Consider the following 18,544-nt stretch of genomic DNA (forward strand, 5'->3'; position numbering starts at 1 on the left):
CGTCCTCCGTAGCTTTCCAACTTCGACGAACCTGCGATGTTCCGTAAGTGAGAGCATTTATCTCAGCCGAAACGAAGAGCTTCGTCAGGCACGCACCCAGTCACCAGTGAGTTGCCCTGTCCCTCGTGCGGAGCGCCAGTTGCTCCGTACGAACGGGTGCGCCCGACATGGTTGACGCGATCCCAAAGAAAACCGGAAGAGCGGACTTGGATCGCTTGACCTGGGCAAATATGATCCTGACGCCTTGCAGAGGGACTGGATGGAAATCGGTCGGGTCGAGCGCAAGCTCTCGGCGATCCTTGCGGCTGACCTCGCCGGGTACAGTCAACTGATGGGCGCTGACGAAGAAGGTGCCCTCGAGCGCTTGAACAGCCATCAACGTGACCACCTCGATCCCTGTATTGCCACGCATCGCGGCAAGATCGTCGGCGACATCATCGAACAGGACGGTCACGTCTTGGGCGCGGGGGTCAACATCGCCGCGCGTCTGGAGAGGATCGCCGAGCCTGGCAGGATCTGCGTTTCCGAACGCGTGCAGGAACATGCAGCGGGAAAGATCGGCCTGCGCTTCGAGGACTCGTGACAGTCCGGCGGAGTGCCCAGAATTTTGCCTGGTATCGTCGCGCCTCATCCATTCGGCCCAGCTGAGCATTTGCCGCGAACATAACAGCCTGAGGGCTGGCCGTTTGGCGACGCCCGCTTTTGGTGAATGGACTGAACCGGGGAACCGACTGTCATGAGGCGCGAAGCCGCCGTTCGCGTCGTGAAAGACATACCTCCACATCGGTGAGATTGTGGAATAGCGGTGACCAACCTGGACTAAGATCTAGGGTCAAAGGGGGCGCTCACGAGCCGCCTAATCGATAGACCGGGATGCCGAGCTTGCGGGCCTTGTCGGCGAGGTTCTCCTGAATGCCGGTGCCGGGAAAGATGATGACGCCGATCGGCATGACCGCCAACATCTGGTCGTTGCGCTTAAAGGGAGCGGCCTTGGCGTGTCTGCTCCAGTCGGGCTTGAAGGCGACCTGCGGCACCTTGCGATGATCGGCCCAGCGGGCGGCGATCTTTTCAGCGCCTTTGCGTGATCCGCCGTGCATCAGCACCATGTCGGGGTGCTTGGCGCGGATTTGGTCGAGCTTTGCCCAGATCATCTCGTGATCGGCGGTATCGCCGCCGGAGAAGGCGATCTTGGGGCCGGCCGGCAACATGACCTCGGTTTCCGCGCGCCGCCTGGCCGCGAGGAAGTCGCGGCTATCGATCATTGCGGCGGTGAGATGGTGGTGGTTTACCATCGACCCCGTGCGCGGTCGCCAGGCAGAACCGGTGTACTGATCGTAGTGTTCGGCGGCCTGGTCACGCATGAGCTCGAAGGCGCCCCGCCGTTCGATCATGGTCTGGCCCTGGGCGGTGAGTGTCTCGAGTTCAACCGCCTTGATCTCGCTGCCATCCTGTTCGCGCTGCAGACAGCGCTGGGCCTGCTCGTTGTCTTCCAGTTGCCGCTCGATCCGTTGTACAGCTCGGTGGAAGACATTGGTGAGGGACCAGAGCAAGTCATCGAGGTCGGGTTCGAGGCGCGTGTCAGCCAGGGTGACGATGAGGGCGTCAAAGATGTCGGCCACGGCTCCGGCCACTTGGTCGCCACCGGGGAGCGGTCGCGGATCGGGCTCGTCCGCAAATGGTCGCCAGCCATAGAGCTGGAGTTCGGTGAGGATGTGATCGGTCGCAGAAGCGGCGTGGTGCGGTTCAGTGTCGTCGTGCTCTCTCATGGGGATGCTCCCGTCGGTTTGACCGCGACCCTCGCGGCCTTCATGGCGACGAGAGCCCACGGGCGGGACGGTCCGACACCCGCAGCGATGCGGAGGGCCGGAGCGCAGCGGAGGATGGCGGCGGCCGACTATTTTGCCTCGCGATGGAAAGGCGTCGCGCCCGATCGCTGCCATTCGCGACCAGTCGCGCGCGCCGGAAAATAGTCGGCCGCCGCCATTGCCTGGCCGGCCAGTTCGTGGGCCGATCGCCCTCTCGAAGGCCGGGTCTCGGGTCTCTGCCGGCGGGTCACTCATCCATGCGCCGCACCGGCACCGTGCGCCGCGCGCTTCCCCTCCCGGCTCATGCCGCCTGTGTCAGATATCGGATGCGATCTTTGCGCATGAGCTGGTCTGCAATCGAGGCCCGGAAGGCCGCAAGTCCGAAGCGGCTGAGGTCTTCGTTGAAGTCTTGCATCGCTGGCGACAGCACGATTGCATCGATTCCGGCGTCCGTCGCGCGCTCGAGCAGGCTGTCGCGGGCACCGTCACCGGCCGGATCGTTGTCGCGGATGACATAGAGCCGGCGCAGGGTTGGCGGGAACAGGATGGCGGCTAGATGGGCTGCCGAGAGTGCCGCAGCCATCGCCATATCGGGCAAGGCGCATCTGAGCGACAGCGTCGTCTCAATGCCCTCGCCTGCCGCCATGACGCTGCCGGGTGCACCGAAGCGGACGGCGTGACCCAGAAGGTCACCCATTGCGCGACGCGGCGTGTCGACGAGCGCCTTGCCGGTGCCGTCCGGTGCGAGCCAGGTGCGGTGCGCGCCGGTCAAATGTCCATCAAGGTCGGTGACAGCAGCGATCATTGCCGGCAAGGTCTCGGTCGGTCCATGATCGCCGGGCCGGTAGTAGCAGCGCGGATGGAACCGCAGCGATCCGGTGCCGGACAAAGTCGCAATGCCACGTCCACGCAAATAGGTTTCCACGAGGGTGCCGATAATGGGCTTCGACATGGCGACCAGTCGGCGAGCCGCTTCCGGAGATCCAATGGGGACCTGCGTGATCGGCGCGGCCGGTCGGGGTGGCATGGCATCTGGCATAGCGAGAAACAGGCGCGCCTCATTGGCGACGTCCCGGAAGTTGACCAGTCCGAGGGATTCGCGGATGACGTCGAGCAGGTCGCCATGCTCGCCGGTAGCGGCGTCGGTCCATTTGCCTGGCGGTCCCTTCGGGGATGGCTGCAGACGCACGAACGTCGACCGGCCCGGCGCATTGCGGACGTCGCCGACGCTCCAATAGTTGCCCTGGCGACGGCCATTGGAGAGGTAGTGGCGGCACACCGCCTCGGCATGTTCGGCGAGGCGGTGTGCGAGGTCGGATGCAGCGTGACGCGGAATCATGCAGCCTCCCGCTCACTGACCCGCTCGATTGGGAAGCGGTCGAGCACGCGCTCCAGCACGGCGAGCCCGTTGGCGTCGATCGGCACGAACATCCTGAGCTTCCACGAAATGATCTCGTGGAAGAGACCGTAGGCGGTGAGGCGCTCCCGCATCATGTCGGTGAAGCCCGACAGTTCGATGCGCCACGCGCCCATGACGCGGCTGCGGCGAAGCTGGAGACCCTCGGCGAGATCAAGGATCGTCCGCCCGTCGATCAGCGCCGCGAGCGCCTGCTCGGGCGATAGCGATGCGACGCCTGTCACCGTGGCGTTGGCGGCCCAGGCCGGCGTGACAAGGCGACCAATTATGCGCTCGCCCTCGTCGGTCTGAAGTCGAAAAACGCGGGTCGACTCGTTTGGCAGACGCTTCCAGATCGGCAACAACAGGCCCGTCACCATGTGCAGCACGGCATCGGCAAACTCGGGAGTCTCGGCGACCTCCGCATTCCATGCTGCAGCGAAAGCTTCACGGTGGGCCTCGACCCAGCGGGTTTCGCCCATAGCCTTGAGCGGCATGTTCTGGCCTTCCATTGGCCGGATCAGGCGGACCCGCGGCTCGATCTCGCCGTCGTCGAGCATGATGCTGGTGGTTGGGATCTGCACGGCGGCGCGGCCAGATTGCTCGTTGATCAGTAGGATGGCGCGCAAATCGCGAAGGTGATGGAGCGCCGCATCGAGCATGACGGGCCGATTGCGCTTGCGCTGGGTGATCGTCAGCAGCCGCGTTTCGGCGCCGGTGCGCGGATGGGCGTAGATGACCTGCCGGTCGGTGATGACGAAGCTCTCGGCCCGCAGGGTCTCCAGCCCGGTGTCATAGGTGCCCGAGGCGATGGCGCCACCGATCCGAGCGGCCAGAAGCTGCTCGAAGGCGCCGAACAGCACGCCCTGCACTTCGATGGTCAGCGCCAACAGGCGATTGAGGAAGGTGGTGATCGGCGGCAACTCGTCCTTGATGCCGTTGTTGTCCATCAGCTTGAGACCGGTCGCCGCCTCGAAACGCTGGAGTGTGCAACCCTCGACCTTGCCGCGTACGATCAGGAGATAGAGCTGCCGCAAGGCATCGCCGGCATAGTGGCTTTCAAGATTGTCCTCTGGCCGGAACAGCCCTTGGCCACCGGTCTGGCGCTGGCCGCGCGTGATTGCGCCCAACGTGTCGAGACGGCGGGCGATCGTCGAGAGGAAGCGCTTTTCCGCCTTCACATTGGTCGAGATCGGCCGGAACAGCGGCGGCTGCGCCTGATTGGTCCGATGCGTGCGGCCCAGGCCCTGGATGGCGGTGTCGGCCTTCCACCCGGCTTCGAGCAGATAATGCACACGCAGCCGCGTGTTCCGTGCCAAGAGTTCGGCATGGTAGGAACGACCCGTCCCGCCGGCGTCGGAAAACACCAGAACGCGCTTCTGATCGTCCATGAAGGACTGCGCCTCGGCCAGATTTGCCGACCCTGCTCGGTGCTCGACGACCAGGCGGTCGCGCTTGCGCACGATGCGGCGCGAGCGGCCAGTGACTTCGGCGACGAGGTCCGCGCCGAAATGTTGGACGATCTGGTCGAGCGCGCCGGGGACAGGCGTCAAGCTGGCGAGTTTCGCGATCAGCTCGTCGCGCCGGGCGACCGCCTCGCGGCTCTCGACCGGCTGGCCATCGCGGTAGACCGGGCGCGACGACAGATTGCCCTCCGAATCCGTGAAGGGCTCGTAGAGCTGCACCGGGAAGGAATGAGCGAGGTAGTCGAGGACGTATTCGCGCGGCGTGATGTCGACGCGAACATCGTTCCATTCCTCGGTCGGCAACTCGGCCAGCCGCCGCTCCATGAGCGCCTCACCCGTCGAGACGATCTGGACAACGGCCGCATGGCCCTCCTCCAGATCGCCGGTGATGGATTTGATCAGGGTCGGTGTCTTCATGCTGGTCAACAAATGGCCGAAGAAGCGCTGCTTGGCGCTTTCAAAGGCGCTGCGCGCGGTCGACTTGGCCTGGGCATTGAGCGTGCCGGTGCTGCCGGTGATGTTGGCCGCCTGCATCGCAGCATCGAGATTGTTGTGGATGACGCCGAAGGCCCCAGCGTACGCGTCATAGATGCGGACCTGTTCGGGCGTCAGCTCATGCTCGAGCAGTTCGTATTCGACACCGTTGAAAGAGAGCGAGCGGGCGGTATAGAGGCCAAGTGCCCTGAGGTCGCGTGCCAGTACTTCCATCGCCGCCACGCCGCCAGCCTCGATCGCCTCGACGAACTCGGCGCGGGTCGAGAATGGAAAATGCTCGCCGCCCCAGAGGCCGAGCCGCTGGGCATAGGCGAGATTGTGCACGGTGGTGGCGCCAGTCGCCGACACATAGACGATGCGGGCATTCGGCAGGGCGTGCTGTAGCCTCAGGCCGGCACGGCCTTGCTGGGAGGGAGCGGCGTCGCCGCGTTCGCTCTTGCCGCCACCGGCATTTTGCATGGCGTGCGCCTCGTCGAAGATGATGACCCCATCGAAATCCGGACCCAACCATTCGACGATCTGCTTGACCCGCGAAAGCCTCTCGCCGCGATCGTCGGACCGCAGCGTGGCATAGGTGGTGAACAGGATGCCGTCCGCCAGCGTGATCGGCCTGCCCTGCGGGAAGCGGGAGAGCGGGGTGACCAGCAAGCGCTCCATGCCGAGCGCGGACCAGTCGCGCTGCGCATCCTCGATGAGCTTGTCTGACTTGGAGATCCAGACGGCCTTGCGACGGCCCTGCATCCAATTGTCTAGGATTACGGCGGCGGACTCGCGGCCCTTGCCTACACCGGTACCGTCGCCGATCATGAAGCCTTGCCGGAAGCGCACGGCCCGCGCCGCGTCATCTGCCGCCGCGCTAATTACGTCAAAGGTATCGTCGAGCGTCCAGGCGCCGGCGAGATACTCGGCGTGAGCATCGCCCGCATAGATGACGGTCTCGAGCTGCGCGTCCGAGAGCAGGTCAAGGACGTTCTTCGGCAGGCGCGGCCGATAACTCGGCTTGGGCGGCGCGACCGAGGCCATGGCCGCCGATTGCACGAGTTGGGTGGGGTGCGGCTGCGCGCCGGGAATGCGGATCGCCTGAAGCGCGTAGTCCTCGTAGATGGCGTCGCTGATGTGGCCGCCCTCGGCGGCCTTCCAGTCGAGCACCTGATAGGCGAGCTCAACGGCATCGGGATCAGTGAGCGGTGGCCGCGGTGTTATTCTTGCCGTGGGACCAAGATAGCCGCGCACTGTGCGGGGTGCGGCCGACGACGATGTGGGAGTTGCACCTGCGGGTATGGTGACCGGCAGCCGTGCCGGCACATGCTCGCCGACCCATGCGATCAGCGTCGCGGCATCCGGGGCAACGCCCTGATCTGCCGGGAACACGTCCGGATCGTCCGCCGGCACCCGGTCGATGACGGTGAGGCGTGTCGGAAAGGTCGTGCCATGCTTGGCGTAGGCCGAGCCGTCGATGGCGGCGGAGAAGACGATGCGGCCACGTTCCTGCAGGCGAGTAAAGGCGGCGGTCCAGGCCGGGTGGTCGGGCGCGAAGTTCGCACCGGTAATCGTCACCAGCCGCCCGCCGGGCGCAAGGCGCGCCAGGGCCGAGGCGATGTGCCGCCAGGCCGCGTCGGCCATGCGGCCCTCGACGTTGGCCATGACCGAAAAGGGCGGGTTCATCAGCACCACGCTGGGCACGGCGCCGGGATAGAGATGGTCGTCGATCTGGGCGGCGTCGAAGCGGCTGGCGCAGACGGCCGGAAAGAGGCCGGAGAGAAGTGCCGCGCGGGTTTCGGCAAGCTCGTTGAGAATGAGCGAGGCGCCGGCTATCTCGGCCAGGATGGCGAGCAGCCCGGTGCCGGCGGAAGGCTCCAGCACACGGTCGGCCGGCGTGATGGCAGCGGCCGTTGCGGCGACCATGCCGAGCGGAATCGGCGTCGAGAACTGCTGGAAGGTCTGTGCTTCTTCGGATCGGCGGGTATGCGTCGGCATGAGCCGGGGCGATCTTCGACAATGCTGACAGCCGGAGAGCCGGAGACGCGGCCTTGCGGAACAACGCCTTTCCGTACTTGCGCAGGAAAAGGACCGTCGCAGCCTCGCAGGCATCGTAGGCCTGCTTCCAGTCCCAGGCGCCGGCGGCGTCGGAGGCGCCGAATGCGGCTTCCATCGCCGCGCGCAACTTTGGCGCGTCGATGCTGTCGCCGCGCTCGAGATGGGGAAGCAGAAGGCCGGCGGCGGCGAAGATAGCGCCGGCTGCACCGGTTTGGGGGAGCGGGAGCGGCGCGGCTGCGGGAACTGCCACAGCGGGCGAGATCATGTACATGGTGTGAACCTCGGGAGAGCGGGGACAGGATCGAGCCGCGCGGCGCTCTCTCTGGACCGTGCGGATTCAAAACCATCCCGGCTCGCCTCTCCCTCTCTGGCCTCCACCGAAGCCAAAATGAAACAAGCGCCCCGCCATGAGGTGGAGCGCTTGCCGGTATCAACCGATCTCGATCATATTCCGCCGTCAGGCCCCGACTTCTGTAGGAAACCATTGGCGCTGTCGGGATCGGGCGGCAGGTAGGCATCATAGGGATTGCCGTCGGCAAGATGAGCGAACGGCGTGAACTCGTAGTGAAGAAGAAAGGGCCGAGCGACCCGCGCCACTCCGCCGACGGTGCTATCCGGCGGCGACCGCGTGTGCGGCAGTCTCATGGGTGGCCGAGCCGTCCTCGTCATCACCGGCCAGGAATTCGGGGAGGTCAGCTTCCTCGCCCACATTCGGCCGGGCGGCGTCATTGCCGCGAAGGCGGAGCGGTTCGGGTAGCCAGCCACTATCGGCCAGGAGGCGCTCGGCCTCTTTGGCCATGTCGGCCTTCTTGAGATGGTCGATAAGCTGGGCGGCCTGGTCGCCGGCGCCTTCGCGCACGGCTTCGAGAATGCGGGACTTGGTGACGCGACCGAGATAGTTATCCACCGTCGGCCGCCAGCCGGCATCTACCATGTCAAGCCCGGTGGCACGGGACAACCGATCGGCTTCACGCCGGCGCTGATCGAGTCCATGCTGGGAAACGCCGCTGCCGTAGGGATTGGGTCGTTCGAACAAGGCGTTGATCCCATAGCTGACGCAATGCGCCAGCAGCGTCTGCCGGCTTGCTTCATCGAGTCCGTCGAGCCACGCCCATAGGGCCTCGTCGTCATCCAGTGGAATGTCGCTCTTCCATGCCTCATGGCGCTCATGGACGGCCTTGGCCGCAGGGCTGTCCTTGAGACCGACGTCCTGCCACGGCAAGTGGACATGTCGGACGAAGGCCTCGACGCAGCCGATGGCGGAACGCTGACCGAAGGTGTCGAGGACGAGCCGGTGCAAGAGCGCCGTGATGGCCACATGCTGGTTCTCGGCCAGTGCGTTGCGCAGCGCCAACGTGCGATGGGCAGTAAGTTCGATGACCAGGCGCTCGGGTAGCGGCTTGATGGTGTCGCCGTCATCCTCCTCAGGCTCGGACGCCTGCGCGCCGATGGTGATAATCGCGCGGGCCGAAGGATTGTGTCTGCTGTCTTCGTTCTCGGTGGCGCAACCTGGCTCGGCCGAGTGGCCGTCGACCGCCTGCATCGCTTCGTCCTCGGGGCGCACATGGGCCCGATCGACGACGAGATCGCCATCACGATCGATGCTGATGAACACACCGGCGCGGGCGATCTCGGCCCCATCGTAGTGCATCGGCCGGCTCTCGAAGGCCTCAAGCGCGGTCTCGATTTGACCGAGGCGCTGATCGACATCGTCGGGGAGTTCGTCGGATTCGCCATACTCGGCTTCCAGCCGGTCGTACTCCGCCCGCAGGGCTTCGCGTTCCGCCCGCTCCGCGTCGGTCAGACCGACGGGGGTGCCAGCGATTGCCCGCAGACCGTGATTGTACCCGTAGGGCAGATCGGCATCGACCACGATCCACTTCCAGCCCTCCGCCGCGATCTCGTCGGCGATCGACTTCAGCCTATCGCCGACCAAGCGGTCGAGCAGAGCGGGGTCCTGCAGCCAGCCGCCATTGTCGGCCTCGAACAGGTCGCGCAGCACCACGCCGCCGGCAGCGACATACGCGTCGACACCGACGAACAGCGCCCGGCGATCGCTTGCCCGCACAGTGGTCTCCGTCAGCAGGCGCCGGATCTGCTGCGGCTCCTTCGACCAGGAGTTTTCGAGCGCCTCCCAGACCTGCTCCTGACGGGCGTGATCGTCGGTCACGGTGAACGCCATGAGCTGCTCGAGCTTCATGCCATCCTGCTCGTAAATCTCCTGCAGCTTGGCCGAAACCCTGGCCAGCCTGAGGCGCTGCTGCACGAATGTTGCGGAGACGAAGAAGCGTGCGGCAATCTCCTCATGGCTCGCGCCCTGGTCATGAAGTGTCTGGAAGGCGCGAAACATGTCGAGCGGATGTAAATCTTCGCGCTGAAAATTCTCGGCCAGCGAGTCCTCCTCGATCGGGACCGCGCTGTGGGCGTCGCTTATGACGCAGGGAACTGGCTCGGTCTTGCTTATGCGCTTCTGCTTGACCAGCAGTTCCAGCGCGCGATAGCGGCGCCCGCCAGCCGGCACCTCAAACATGCCGGTCTCGTTGCCCTCGCCGTCCAACACTGGCCGGACGTTGAGGCTCTGGAGCAGGCCGCGCCGGGCGATCGACGCGGCGAGGTCCTCTATGGTTTCCCCGCGCTTGATGCGCCGGACATTGGACTGGCTCAGCATCAGCTTGTTGAAGGGGATGTCACGTGAAGCGTTGAGGGTGATCTTCTGCTTGGGCGTAGCCATGTGGACTATCTCCGCGACGGGCGGCCGAAACTCTCTCGTCCTCCAAACCCGTCAAAAAAGACGGGCGCAGCCCTCTCACTCTGAGGACTGAGCCGCACCGAAGATCCAGAGGTGGGGACAGGGCCGCAGACACGACTGCGCATCTGCGGCTTGCGGATTACAAGCTGAGATCTCACTCGCCGTCTCGGCCAGATTGGCCGGCATGGTCGAGTTGCGTTCGGCGTCGCGAAGGTTTCCGCCCCGGCGGACCGCCTCTGCCCAGACGGAAATCGGCAGGTCGGTGCCAAAGAGCATGTCCCGCTCGATGCCGATGCCGAAAGGCAGCCGGATCGACGTCATCTCGAGCGCGGTTGCGAGCCAATTCCTTCGCCGAGTTGATTTGAAGAGCTTCACCACCCGTACGTGTTCGGCGTCGCGATCGCGGCTATTGGCGAGCAGGCACGCGCAGTTCCTCGGTGAGAACGATCATGCCGCCCTCTTCTCGATTTCGACCTCATCGACGCTGGCGGGCCCTGCCCTGGTTCCGTTGTCGGGTTGCGGAAGGAAGGCGAGCAACCAGTCGGCTGCCTTGCTGGCTTGGGAGGCGGCACGCACGATGGCTCGGTTGTCTTCGCGCAGGACGTCGAGCCAGGAGGCCAGGTAATCGGCGTGGCGCACGGTCGGCGCAATACCTCGCGAGGCGCAGCAGAAGGCTGCGTTCATTTCGGCGACCAGTTCCTCGAAAGCATATCGCTTTGTGCCGAAGGCGCAGCCGAGGTCACGGCCGACGCGGGAGGGATGGCCGGTCGCATGGCCAAGCTCGTGCAGGGCGGTGCGGTGCCAGTCAATGGTCTCGAAATACGCCTGCGGAGGCGGCACCTGCACGTAGTCGTGCGCCGGCACATAATAGGCGCTATTGCCGCCGATGCGGAAATCGATCCCTGTCGCCTTGATCAGTGCCTCGACGGCCGGTTCGATCAGTCCGGGCTCTGGTGCGGGCGGAAACACCGCCAGATCGTCGGGCAGATTTTCGCATTGCGCGACGTTGAAGACGGTGAAGCGCTTCAGAAACTGTATGGCCCGTGCTGCCTCGCCGGTCTCCCGCGCGCGTTTCTTCTCGTCGTCAGGGATGAAGCGGTCAGAATAGACGACGGTGGTCCCGTGTTCGCCCTTGCGGACATGGCCGCCCAGCGATAGCGCCTGGCGGAAAGTCAGCCAGCCCTGGACGGGAAAGCCATGCTCGACGACCGCACCCCACAGGATCAGCACGTTGATCCCCGAATAGGCACGGCCAGAGGCGGCATTGGCCGGCATGGCGAGGGGTGCTTGCTCCGCCGCCGTGCCCCAGGGCACCCAGGGAAAGCGCCCAGCCTCCAGCTCGGCGATGATCTTGTTGGTGATGTCATCATAGAGGCTTGCCCGGTCGGCGCCGGCGCGAGCGTAATGTCTGGACATCTGGTTTCTCCGCGACGGGCGCCGGAGGCCTCTCCTCCAGCTCTCAACCCGTCACGGCAAACCGGTCCGTACTCTCGCTCTAGAGGCTAGCCCAGGCCTCGAAGGGGGACGCTCCCGGACTTGGGGCAAAGGCGGTCCGCGCCAATCAGTAGTGTCGCTGACCTATGGTTATTGCTGCCGGACTGCGTGCCGAATGCGGTCGGTAAGCGTTTGTGCGACGTCGAAATAACCTTCCCAGGCTTCGCGCACCTGAGCCCGCGCGGCGGCGGCGAAGACATCGAAGCCGTTGGCGTTTTTCGCAGGTGGGCAACTCATCCCAGCTGACAGGCACCGCGCACGACGCCCCCGCGCGTGCCCGAGTCGACCAGGGGCAGATTGCAGTGGAGCCCTGGCCGTTGCGCAGGTAATCGAGAAACATTCGGCCCTTGCGCTTCGCCTTGCTCATATTGGCGACGAAGCGCGACGGATCTGTACGGGCCAGCAGTTCGGCGAAGTCCTGGCAGAAGCTCTTGACCTCGTCCCAGTCTGCCTCCGGGAGGAGCAGGACGACCACATGAACGCCCTTGCCGCCGGACAGCAACGGCCACGACTGCAATCCAAGCGCTTCCAGAATGCTCCGAATGTCGAGGGCTGCCTGCTTGACGGCAGCAAAGCCCAAGCCCTGTCGGGGTCGATGTCGAAGATCATGCGGTGCGGCAGATCCGGCTGCTGGCGACGGCTTCCCCAGATGTGGAATTCGAGCACGTTCGTCTGGACGCCCGCGATCAGCCCAGCCAAGTCATCGACCACGAGATGCGGCTTTCCTTACCGGACACCTTCTCCAAGTGGCCATCATGGATGGCCCTGGGCACGCCTGGCAGGTTGTGCTTCTGAAAGAAGGTCTGCTGCAGGTCGCCGTGAGTATCGCGCACCAGCGACAGCGGCCGATCCTGAATGTGCGGCAGCATCTTCTCGGCGACCACTGCGTAGTAGGCGGCGAGCGTGGATTTGGTCACCTTGGTGCCTGGATACATGACCTTGTCCGGATGCGTCAGCTTGACGCCGACAGGAGCGGCGATCTCGTTGCCGGATCGAGATTGGCCGAGTCTCTGGGCCGTTTGCGCCTTTTGTTGAGAGTGCCGTCTACTCGGACATGAGGAACTCGGATACATGTCAATACGCTGCCTGGGATTCGGTTCCATGCCCAAGCACCGCGCCGGCGACCGTCGGCGCTCAAGGAAGAACGGCGCATAAGCCGCAGTCCTGCGCGCGGCCGCAACAGCGGACAATTGTCACGCGCAGGACGGAGGAAATTCGCCCCCCGCCGCGGGCGGTGAACAGGACAGCCGTAGGAGCGTCAGCATAGCGCCGGCCCCAGGACGGGACGCGGGACCGACTGTCCCCGTCCGCGGTGGTCCGCATGTTTTGGTTCGAAGCCCACCGGCTGAGATCGCGCAGTTCAGTTCTCGACAGTCCGACCGCTGATCCGCGATGATGCAAACAGGATTGAACCACACCAGAGCCGAGTTTGGCTGCAAGAAATCGATCTGGTCTTGCACCCTTTCGGCTTCTTCCTCAATTGCGTTGCAGCTTGTGAATTCCAAGCCTGACAGGCCCTCCCCTGTCACAACTCGTGCAGAAAGCGCTCGCTCGACCGAACTGAGAATGCGGCTTTTCCATTGCGCTCGATGAGGCGTTTTGCCGTTGCATGGTGCGAACATGATCTGCAACAAGCTCGCAACACATGCCACTCGCGAAATGTCGAGCGCCCATACAGGCCACCGTGAACGCTGCCAGGCGCTCTCAAGCGTCAACGCCGGTTGCTGTTTAGCTGGCGACGTCCCTTGGCACGCTTTCGGTCGGAGAAAAGCGAATATCCGCCGTCCTCCCGAAATCTGCAGCGACGCATGAGCCCCGGGCTTGACCCATTGCGTCGCCGAGATTTATTCCCTTGGGCGCCGGCATGGTGTGCCCCAGGAACCTCTTCCACAGTCGCTAGCCAATAGCGGGGCTCGAATTGATGCGGCTGAGCCCACAAATTGGTCGATCGCGCGGCCAATCGAAAGCCATGAAGAGAGGTGGAAACCCTGTAGTGCCGAAGTATCACGTTGAGGGGATGGATGGTGCTACGCAGACGGCCATACGGACAGTCAACGCCCATGTGGGCCGGTAAGCATCCGAATGCACTCTGCGCGCAAGTGAACCCCTTGCGCTAACGCTTCGACGCGCCATCAAAGCATTGACCATGTTGGGGGGCGATCGCACCGCTGATGGCCAGCGAAGGCCAACAAGTGGTCCGGCTACCCTTGGAGCCAATCCGCATTTCTGGCGATTTTTCCCTGGAGCAATCAGTGCATTGACATGAACTCGGCCGTTTTATTGTTCCTTGCTGAGTGCAGGTAATCGTGCCGGAACTCAGCAAGAAAGGCCAGTCCTTCCCAATCATGGATGGTCAATTGGCCATTCACAAGTGATGTAAGGTGCTTCTCCCGAAGAGACTTGAGCGTGCGGTTGATGTGGACTGCCGACAGCCCTGTCGCCTCGCCAAGGTCAGCTTGAGTCACACCAAAAGCGCAGGTTTGATCGGACGCAAGTCCGGCATCTTCCATACGTAGCATGATTTCACAGAGAAGGTGGGCCACTCGGCCAAGCGCTTGGCGCTTCCCGACATTGACCACCCATTCGCGAAAAATCGATGCATCAACCAGTGTCGTTCGCCAAAGATTTGCCGCCAGCCTGGGGTGGCGTTCGCAGAGCAGCCGGATAGCCGAGTGATCTATGAAGCCAACACTGCAAGCGCTCACCGTTCGAACGTCGCTATCCAACAGATCGAGGTGCAGGCTCAACAGATCGGGCATGTCGCCAGGCACATGATAAGCAGTGACCTGACGCTTCCCGTCTCCTGTTACCTTCGAGGTGCTGGCTAAGCCAGCCAGGACCATTATGCACCGGGACGGCTGGTCGCCTTCCCGGACCAAGTTCTGGTTTGCGCCAATCGCAACGATCCTTATTCTTACCGCGTCGAGAGCTTGACGCTCACCTGACGTGAGGGTGAAGGCACGATGGAACTTGGCGGTTAAGGGGCTTTGATAAAGCATGTCGGCTCTCCGTTTGGGCGGGAGCGCTATGGTCTCTCAGTCACCCGCGGCCAGCAGAACGCGAATGATGCCCGACCTTATATCATAAACACCGGACCGACTTAACCTGTGATAAGTCTGGCACTGCTTCCGATGGTCCTTTCCCCATCGGCAAACACAGGCTCAACAGGATTGGTGCTTACGAGGGAAGCGGCCCATCATCGGGCCTCGAGTTGCGCAGCTGCGGCAGCAGCTATAATAGATCGTTCTCAAATTCGAGGACTCACACCATGACCGACGCCCCCGACCACGCCGCTGAACTGGTAGAACTCACGGCGGATGTGGTATCCGCGTACGTCAGCAACAATCCCGTGCCGGTCGCGGGCTTGGCGGACCTGATAGCCTCAGTGCACGGGTCGCTGTCTGGGATTGGCCATCGCGTGGCTGCCGCGACCGAAGAACCAGTGCCTGCGGTAAATCCAAAAAGGTCAGTATTTCCCGATTACATCATCTGTCTTGAAGATGGTAAGCGGTTCAAAACCCTTCGGCGACATCTGCGCGTGGATTTCGGTCTCACTCCTGACGCGTATCGAACGAAGTGGAACTTGCCATCCACTTATCCGATGGTCGCTCCCAACTATGCGGCCTCACGGTCTGCCATGGCGAAGTCGATCGGTCTGGGTAGGAAGGCACCGCAGCCCACGGCAACTGCAACGGGCAAGGCAAGGCCGACGGCTAAGGCTAAAGCGTAGCTTCCGCGATCACACCATTACCACCGCGGCACCAATCGGCGATGTATGCATCGCGGCGGACCTGTCCGCTCTTGGCCGGTGCCCACCCAGGTTCCCCAACCCATGGCGCCGGCCATTTGTGGCCCACACCTCAGCTTCGTATTGCTGCCCAATCTTTTCTTGTTGTAGGCCGCTTACGACGTTAATCTCCGCTTGGCCTGATTGCTGGGAGGCAACGCCATGGCTGACATAATTCCAATTCGCAAAGCACGCCCTTGTGTCGAAGTTGGCAAACCCTGTGGCGAGTGGTTTGTCCGCGTGATCGAGGAAGACCAGGAACTCACCCGATCATTCAAGCTCGAATCCTATGCCGTGGCCTTTGCAGAAGGCCAAAGGTCGCGTCTGCATCTCAACACGTTTTCGCGGCTGTAGAGCAAGCCTATGCAGAGGTCCGCAGGGTTACTGGCGAATTTGGGCGATAGCATCGAAGCCATCGCCGGCCACATTGCGACCATGGAAACGCGACAACTGCACCAATAGCTCAAGTCGTTGCCATCGAGATCGGAAATCGCCAGCGCGGAAATGGTGATGGGCATCCTCGTCTATCGAGAGGTTGAACTGCGCCGCCGGCGGGGGACGGGCGGCAACGTGCTGCCCTTCCCCGGTCTCGGGACTCCACTTATCCAGCACTAGGCAGCGACGCCGGACCTGTAAGAGGCCATCGGATAGCGCATCCCTGTCGGTGATTGTTCACGTTCTTGAGCAGCACTTCATGCGGATCCTGCACGGCCTGGTGATTGTCGCAGATCGGCGACAATCGGGCCGACGATTGCCTTGTGCAGCCGTTCCGCCTCGATCTTGAAGCGGGCGAGCTGTTCCTGCGAAACGTGTTGTGAGGGGTTTTCGTCTTGACCATGGTAGCGAACTCCGTTGAGGGGATCGCCGCAAACGGTTCTTGCACAAAAAAGCCCGTCGCGGTGAGCGACAGGCTATTATGACATCAGGGATTAGAACTTGTAGGCGATGCCGAAGCGAACCTCGTTGGTCTTCAGATCAACGTCGGCATTGACCAGACCACCAAAAGATTCTGTACCGAAGTCGGTATAGCGATACTCGCCTCGCAGCAGCAGATTGTCGGTCATGGCATAATCCAAGCCCACGCCTATCGTCCATCCTGTGAATGTATCTCCGAACGAAGGTCCGCCTCCATTATTACTTATGTCGACATCGCCAAACGCAACGCCACCCGCAATATAAGGAAGAAAGCGATCAACGGCATATCCTAGGCGCAGTCTTGCCGCCGCACTCCAGTTGAGTTCTTCGGTGGCGATGCCGCCCGGGATCGGGATACCAGGAGCGCTGAAGACTTGGCCGCTGCCATCAACATTCGCATATACGACGTCCAGCTCCGCGCCAATCACAATGTTATTGGACATCTGATAGTTGTAACCGGCGTAGACGCCACCAAGGAACCCGTCGGGATCTGTGTCGACAAAGCCCGGCCCACCGATTTCGTCTATGTTGCCATTCCCCCAAGCATAGCCTGCCTGTAGGCCGACATACCCACCCGTCCAGCTAAAGACCGGCGCGGCTTCTGCAACGATGGCATCGGCAGCATACGCCGACGAAGCCAGCAGAGACAACGACAGACCAAGAAGCAGCTTCTTCATAGGTGATCTCCTGTAACTAACCTTTTTGGTAGCAGAGCGCGCCGATTGATGCAGTTGTTTTTCTGCCACAGTTGGCCGAATTCAAATCGGCCGCCCGCACTTACATGAGAACCTTATGCCAACTCGCTGGTGGCGATCGGATCGCCCCTCGCCACAGTGGGCAACTGCTCGGCCACCCAAACTGTCCGGAACCTTCAGGCCGGGAACACTCATTCCGGTATCCCAAATTTAACATCGAGGAGGGTACGATAAAGGCTGTCGACCTCCTTGTCGTCGAACGCCTCGGTCAGCTCGCTTTCCGCAATCCCCTCAGCCTCTGCGTCGGCGATTAGGCGCTTTGCGAGCTGCTCGATCTCCGCTCGCTCTTTCGGCGCACCGGCGTCGGATAGATCGTGTTTTTTTATCCATTGGTTCAAAAATAGGACGGCCGGCTTGCTCATTCGGAAACACCTGGGGCAAAGTGCACGACGGCATCGACCAGCGTCCGATATAGGCTATCAACCTCTTCGTCGATCTCTTCGCGCTCGATCGTCAAGGCTTTAGCGTCGGCATACAATTTGTGTATGTACTCACTTACCGAAACGGCGTCGGTTTTAGCCGTTTCGGGGAAATTGTTGCCGATCCAGCGATCGAGAAAGTTGACGCCGCGTGTGCTCATGAAGCCTAAGCTCGATCCAGCGCTTAGGTTCCAGCAGGGCGCTCGACGGCAGCTTCGTCGACCTCGGCTTCCATTTCGTCGTTGACAGTCTTGGTCTTGCCGAAGGCGGCCACCGGCTCACCGTCAAAGCCCTGCAGCCACGCGTCGGCATGCTCTCCCCAGTAGGCTGGCACCGCACGTCTCCTTGCCATCCTTGCTCGCTTGGGCGTACATCCAGGCGTAGGTGGCGCGCTCCTGATCTTTCCTAGCCACGGCCATCTGTGTCATCCTCTCGGAAGTACTGCAGTGAGGCGTGGCGCAGGTCATCCTCGCCGCGCAGGTGCTTTACGCGGCCGATCAGCCCCGGCTTGACCCATTGCGTCGCAGGCCGCTTCATGACGCCCTTGGGCGCCGTGCCTGGGTGCTCTTGGACGCGTTTCCATAGCCTCTCGCGCATTTCCCGGTTCAAGGTGACGAACGCGCTGCCGACATAGCGCCCTGTGCCCCGCTCGGCCATGAGAGCGAAAGCCGGCTTGCCCGCTTCACGCTCGACGCCGAGCAGATCGAACTCGTCGATCGCATAGCACTTGGCCTTCAGCCAGTTGGCTGACGGACCGCTGCGGTATTTGCTGTCCTTCCGCTTCGACACCATGCCTTCAAGTCCGGCTTGGTCGAGCAAGTGAAGGATCGCCTTGGCTTCGCCGGGCAGAGGCTCGCTGAACTGAATACGCCGCCCGGGCTTGATCATGCTGGCCAGGATCTCGCGCCGCACCTCAAGCGCCATGTCGCGCAGATCGTGCCCATTGAGGTGCAATAGATCGAAGGCGACGAAATAGAGGTCTTGCTGTCGGCGGGTGATCGCTTTGCGCAGATCGCCGAAGTCCGAAAGGCCAGCTTCGTTCAAGACGATGATCTCACCGTCGACAATCGCGCTTTCGGCACCAAGGCGCTTGGCCTCTCTCACCAGGTCGCGATATTTCGCAGTCCAGTCGTGGCCGTTGCGCGTATAAATGCGTGTGCCGTCTTCATCGATGATCATCTGCGATCGGTAGCCGTCGAACTTGACCTCGTGGGTCCAGCCTTCAC

At 62.7% G+C, this 18,544-nt stretch carries 15 protein-coding genes and 3 pseudogenes; 3 read left to right on the forward strand and 15 right to left on the reverse strand.

Annotated elements, in window-relative coordinates:
• Positions 1-259: 259 nt before the first annotated feature.
• The gene (locus NKJ76_RS31315) at positions 260-583 is read left to right on the forward strand and encodes a nucleotidyl cyclase domain-containing protein (RefSeq protein WP_023690440.1); all 324 of its coding nucleotides are present in this window, start codon (positions 260-262) and stop codon (positions 581-583) included.
• 262 nt (positions 584-845) lie between these two features.
• Here the strand turns inward: NKJ76_RS31315 and NKJ76_RS31320 are convergent, their stop codons facing one another.
• The 10 genes and pseudogenes from NKJ76_RS31320 to NKJ76_RS31365 all read right to left on the reverse strand — a co-directional run bounded on the left by NKJ76_RS31320 (position 846) and on the right by NKJ76_RS31365 (position 14,441).
• Positions 846-1,766 carry a DUF2493 domain-containing protein gene (locus tag NKJ76_RS31320; RefSeq protein WP_023690439.1) on the reverse strand — a complete coding sequence of 307 codons (921 nt, stop codon included), beginning with the start codon at positions 1,764-1,766 and terminating at the stop codon, positions 846-848.
• Between the two features lie 340 nt (positions 1,767-2,106).
• Positions 2,107-3,144, reverse strand: a complete 1,038-nt coding sequence (locus NKJ76_RS31325; protein ID WP_023690437.1) for a DUF7146 domain-containing protein — start codon at positions 3,142-3,144, stop codon at positions 2,107-2,109.
• A pseudogene (locus tag NKJ76_RS31330) lies at positions 3,141-7,470 on the reverse strand (strawberry notch-like NTP hydrolase domain-containing protein). Before NKJ76_RS31330 ends, NKJ76_RS31325 begins: the two are co-directional and overlap by 4 nt.
• A 173-nt stretch (positions 7,471-7,643) precedes the next feature.
• Positions 7,644-7,763, reverse strand: a pseudogene (locus tag NKJ76_RS32540) (DUF6117 family protein); the annotation flags it as partial.
• Between the two features lie 46 nt (positions 7,764-7,809).
• Positions 7,810-9,930, reverse strand: coding sequence for a ParB/RepB/Spo0J family partition protein (locus NKJ76_RS31340; protein WP_023806499.1), 2,121 nt, complete (start codon positions 9,928-9,930; stop codon positions 7,810-7,812).
• 75 nt (positions 9,931-10,005) lie between these two features.
• Positions 10,006-10,326, reverse strand: a complete 321-nt coding sequence (locus tag NKJ76_RS32545) for a DUF2958 domain-containing protein (protein ID WP_460221719.1) — start codon at positions 10,324-10,326, stop codon at positions 10,006-10,008.
• 69 nt (positions 10,327-10,395) lie between these two features.
• Positions 10,396-11,364: an ArdC family protein gene (locus tag NKJ76_RS31350; protein WP_023690434.1), complete on the reverse strand. Its 969-nt coding sequence runs from the start codon at positions 11,362-11,364 to the stop codon at positions 10,396-10,398.
• A 145-nt stretch (positions 11,365-11,509) separates the two neighbouring features.
• Positions 11,510-12,153, reverse strand: a pseudogene (gene ligD, locus NKJ76_RS31355) (non-homologous end-joining DNA ligase LigD).
• Positions 12,129-12,545 (reverse strand): non-homologous end-joining DNA ligase LigD, encoded by a 417-nt coding sequence (gene ligD, locus NKJ76_RS31360; RefSeq protein ID WP_352539139.1) that lies wholly within the window; start codon positions 12,543-12,545, stop codon positions 12,129-12,131. Before ligD (NKJ76_RS31360) ends, ligD (NKJ76_RS31355) begins: the two are co-directional and overlap by 25 nt.
• Positions 12,546-13,691: 1,146 nt before the next feature.
• Entirely contained in the window at positions 13,692-14,441 is a 750-nt protein-coding gene (locus NKJ76_RS31365; protein WP_023686036.1) for a Crp/Fnr family transcriptional regulator, read from the reverse strand.
• A gap of 269 nt (positions 14,442-14,710) precedes the next feature.
• On the opposite strand from NKJ76_RS31365, the gene NKJ76_RS31370 reads away from it, so the two are divergent.
• Together NKJ76_RS31370 and NKJ76_RS31375 are read left to right on the forward strand one after the other, a co-directional pair.
• On the forward strand, positions 14,711-15,172 hold the full coding sequence (locus NKJ76_RS31370) for a Ros/MucR family transcriptional regulator (protein ID WP_023673144.1): 462 nt from the start codon (positions 14,711-14,713) through the stop codon (positions 15,170-15,172).
• A 219-nt stretch (positions 15,173-15,391) separates the two neighbouring features.
• Positions 15,392-15,583, forward strand: a complete 192-nt coding sequence (locus NKJ76_RS31375) for a hypothetical protein (RefSeq protein ID WP_023673145.1) — start codon at positions 15,392-15,394, stop codon at positions 15,581-15,583.
• 575 nt (positions 15,584-16,158) lie between these two features.
• On the opposite strand, the gene NKJ76_RS31380 is transcribed toward NKJ76_RS31375, so the two are convergent.
• The 5 genes from NKJ76_RS31380 to NKJ76_RS31400 all read right to left on the reverse strand — a co-directional run.
• Positions 16,159-16,821, reverse strand: a complete 663-nt coding sequence (locus NKJ76_RS31380; RefSeq protein ID WP_023673148.1) for an outer membrane protein — start codon at positions 16,819-16,821, stop codon at positions 16,159-16,161.
• Positions 16,822-17,030: 209 nt separating this feature from the next.
• Entirely contained in the window at positions 17,031-17,261 is a 231-nt protein-coding gene (locus NKJ76_RS31385) for a DUF768 domain-containing protein (protein WP_023690431.1), read from the reverse strand.
• Positions 17,258-17,479 (reverse strand): DUF768 domain-containing protein, encoded by a 222-nt coding sequence (locus tag NKJ76_RS31390; protein WP_023673150.1) that lies wholly within the window; start codon positions 17,477-17,479, stop codon positions 17,258-17,260. Before NKJ76_RS31390 ends, NKJ76_RS31385 begins: the two co-directional genes overlap by 4 nt.
• A 23-nt stretch (positions 17,480-17,502) precedes the next feature.
• Positions 17,503-17,652 carry a hypothetical protein gene (locus NKJ76_RS31395; RefSeq protein WP_023673151.1) on the reverse strand — a complete coding sequence of 50 codons (150 nt, stop codon included), beginning with the start codon at positions 17,650-17,652 and terminating at the stop codon, positions 17,503-17,505.
• Positions 17,653-17,723: 71 nt separating this feature from the next.
• On the reverse strand, positions 17,724-18,544 hold an 821-nt coding region (locus NKJ76_RS31400; RefSeq protein WP_352539140.1), incomplete at its 5' end, for an ATP-dependent DNA ligase.

The organism is Mesorhizobium sp. M0029, from assembly GCF_040323735.1.
Lineage (GTDB): Bacteria > Pseudomonadota > Alphaproteobacteria > Rhizobiales > Rhizobiaceae > Mesorhizobium.

Coding starts and splice junctions, on each gene's coding strand:
- NKJ76_RS31315 (WP_023690440.1), top strand. CDS start 260: ATGGAAATCGGTCGGGTCGAGCGCAAGCTCTCGGCGATCCTTGCGGCT.
- NKJ76_RS31320 (WP_023690439.1), bottom strand. CDS start 1,766: ATGAGAGAGCACGACGACACTGAACCGCACCACGCCGCTTCTGCGACC.
- NKJ76_RS31325 (WP_023690437.1), bottom strand. CDS start 3,144: ATGATTCCGCGTCACGCTGCATCCGACCTCGCACACCGCCTCGCCGAA.
- NKJ76_RS31340 (WP_023806499.1), bottom strand. CDS start 9,930: ATGGCTACGCCCAAGCAGAAGATCACCCTCAACGCTTCACGTGACATC.
- NKJ76_RS31350 (WP_023690434.1), bottom strand. CDS start 11,364: ATGTCCAGACATTACGCTCGCGCCGGCGCCGACCGGGCAAGCCTCTAT.
- ligD (WP_352539139.1), bottom strand. CDS start 12,545: ATGGAACCGAATCCCAGGCAGCGTATTGACATGTATCCGAGTTCCTCA.
- NKJ76_RS31365 (WP_023686036.1), bottom strand. CDS start 14,441: ATGCTTTATCAAAGCCCCTTAACCGCCAAGTTCCATCGTGCCTTCACC.
- NKJ76_RS31370 (WP_023673144.1), top strand. CDS start 14,711: ATGACCGACGCCCCCGACCACGCCGCTGAACTGGTAGAACTCACGGCG.
- NKJ76_RS31375 (WP_023673145.1), top strand. CDS start 15,392: ATGGCTGACATAATTCCAATTCGCAAAGCACGCCCTTGTGTCGAAGTT.
- NKJ76_RS31380 (WP_023673148.1), bottom strand. CDS start 16,821: ATGAAGAAGCTGCTTCTTGGTCTGTCGTTGTCTCTGCTGGCTTCGTCG.
- NKJ76_RS31385 (WP_023690431.1), bottom strand. CDS start 17,261: ATGAGCAAGCCGGCCGTCCTATTTTTGAACCAATGGATAAAAAAACAC.
- NKJ76_RS31390 (WP_023673150.1), bottom strand. CDS start 17,479: ATGAGCACACGCGGCGTCAACTTTCTCGATCGCTGGATCGGCAACAAT.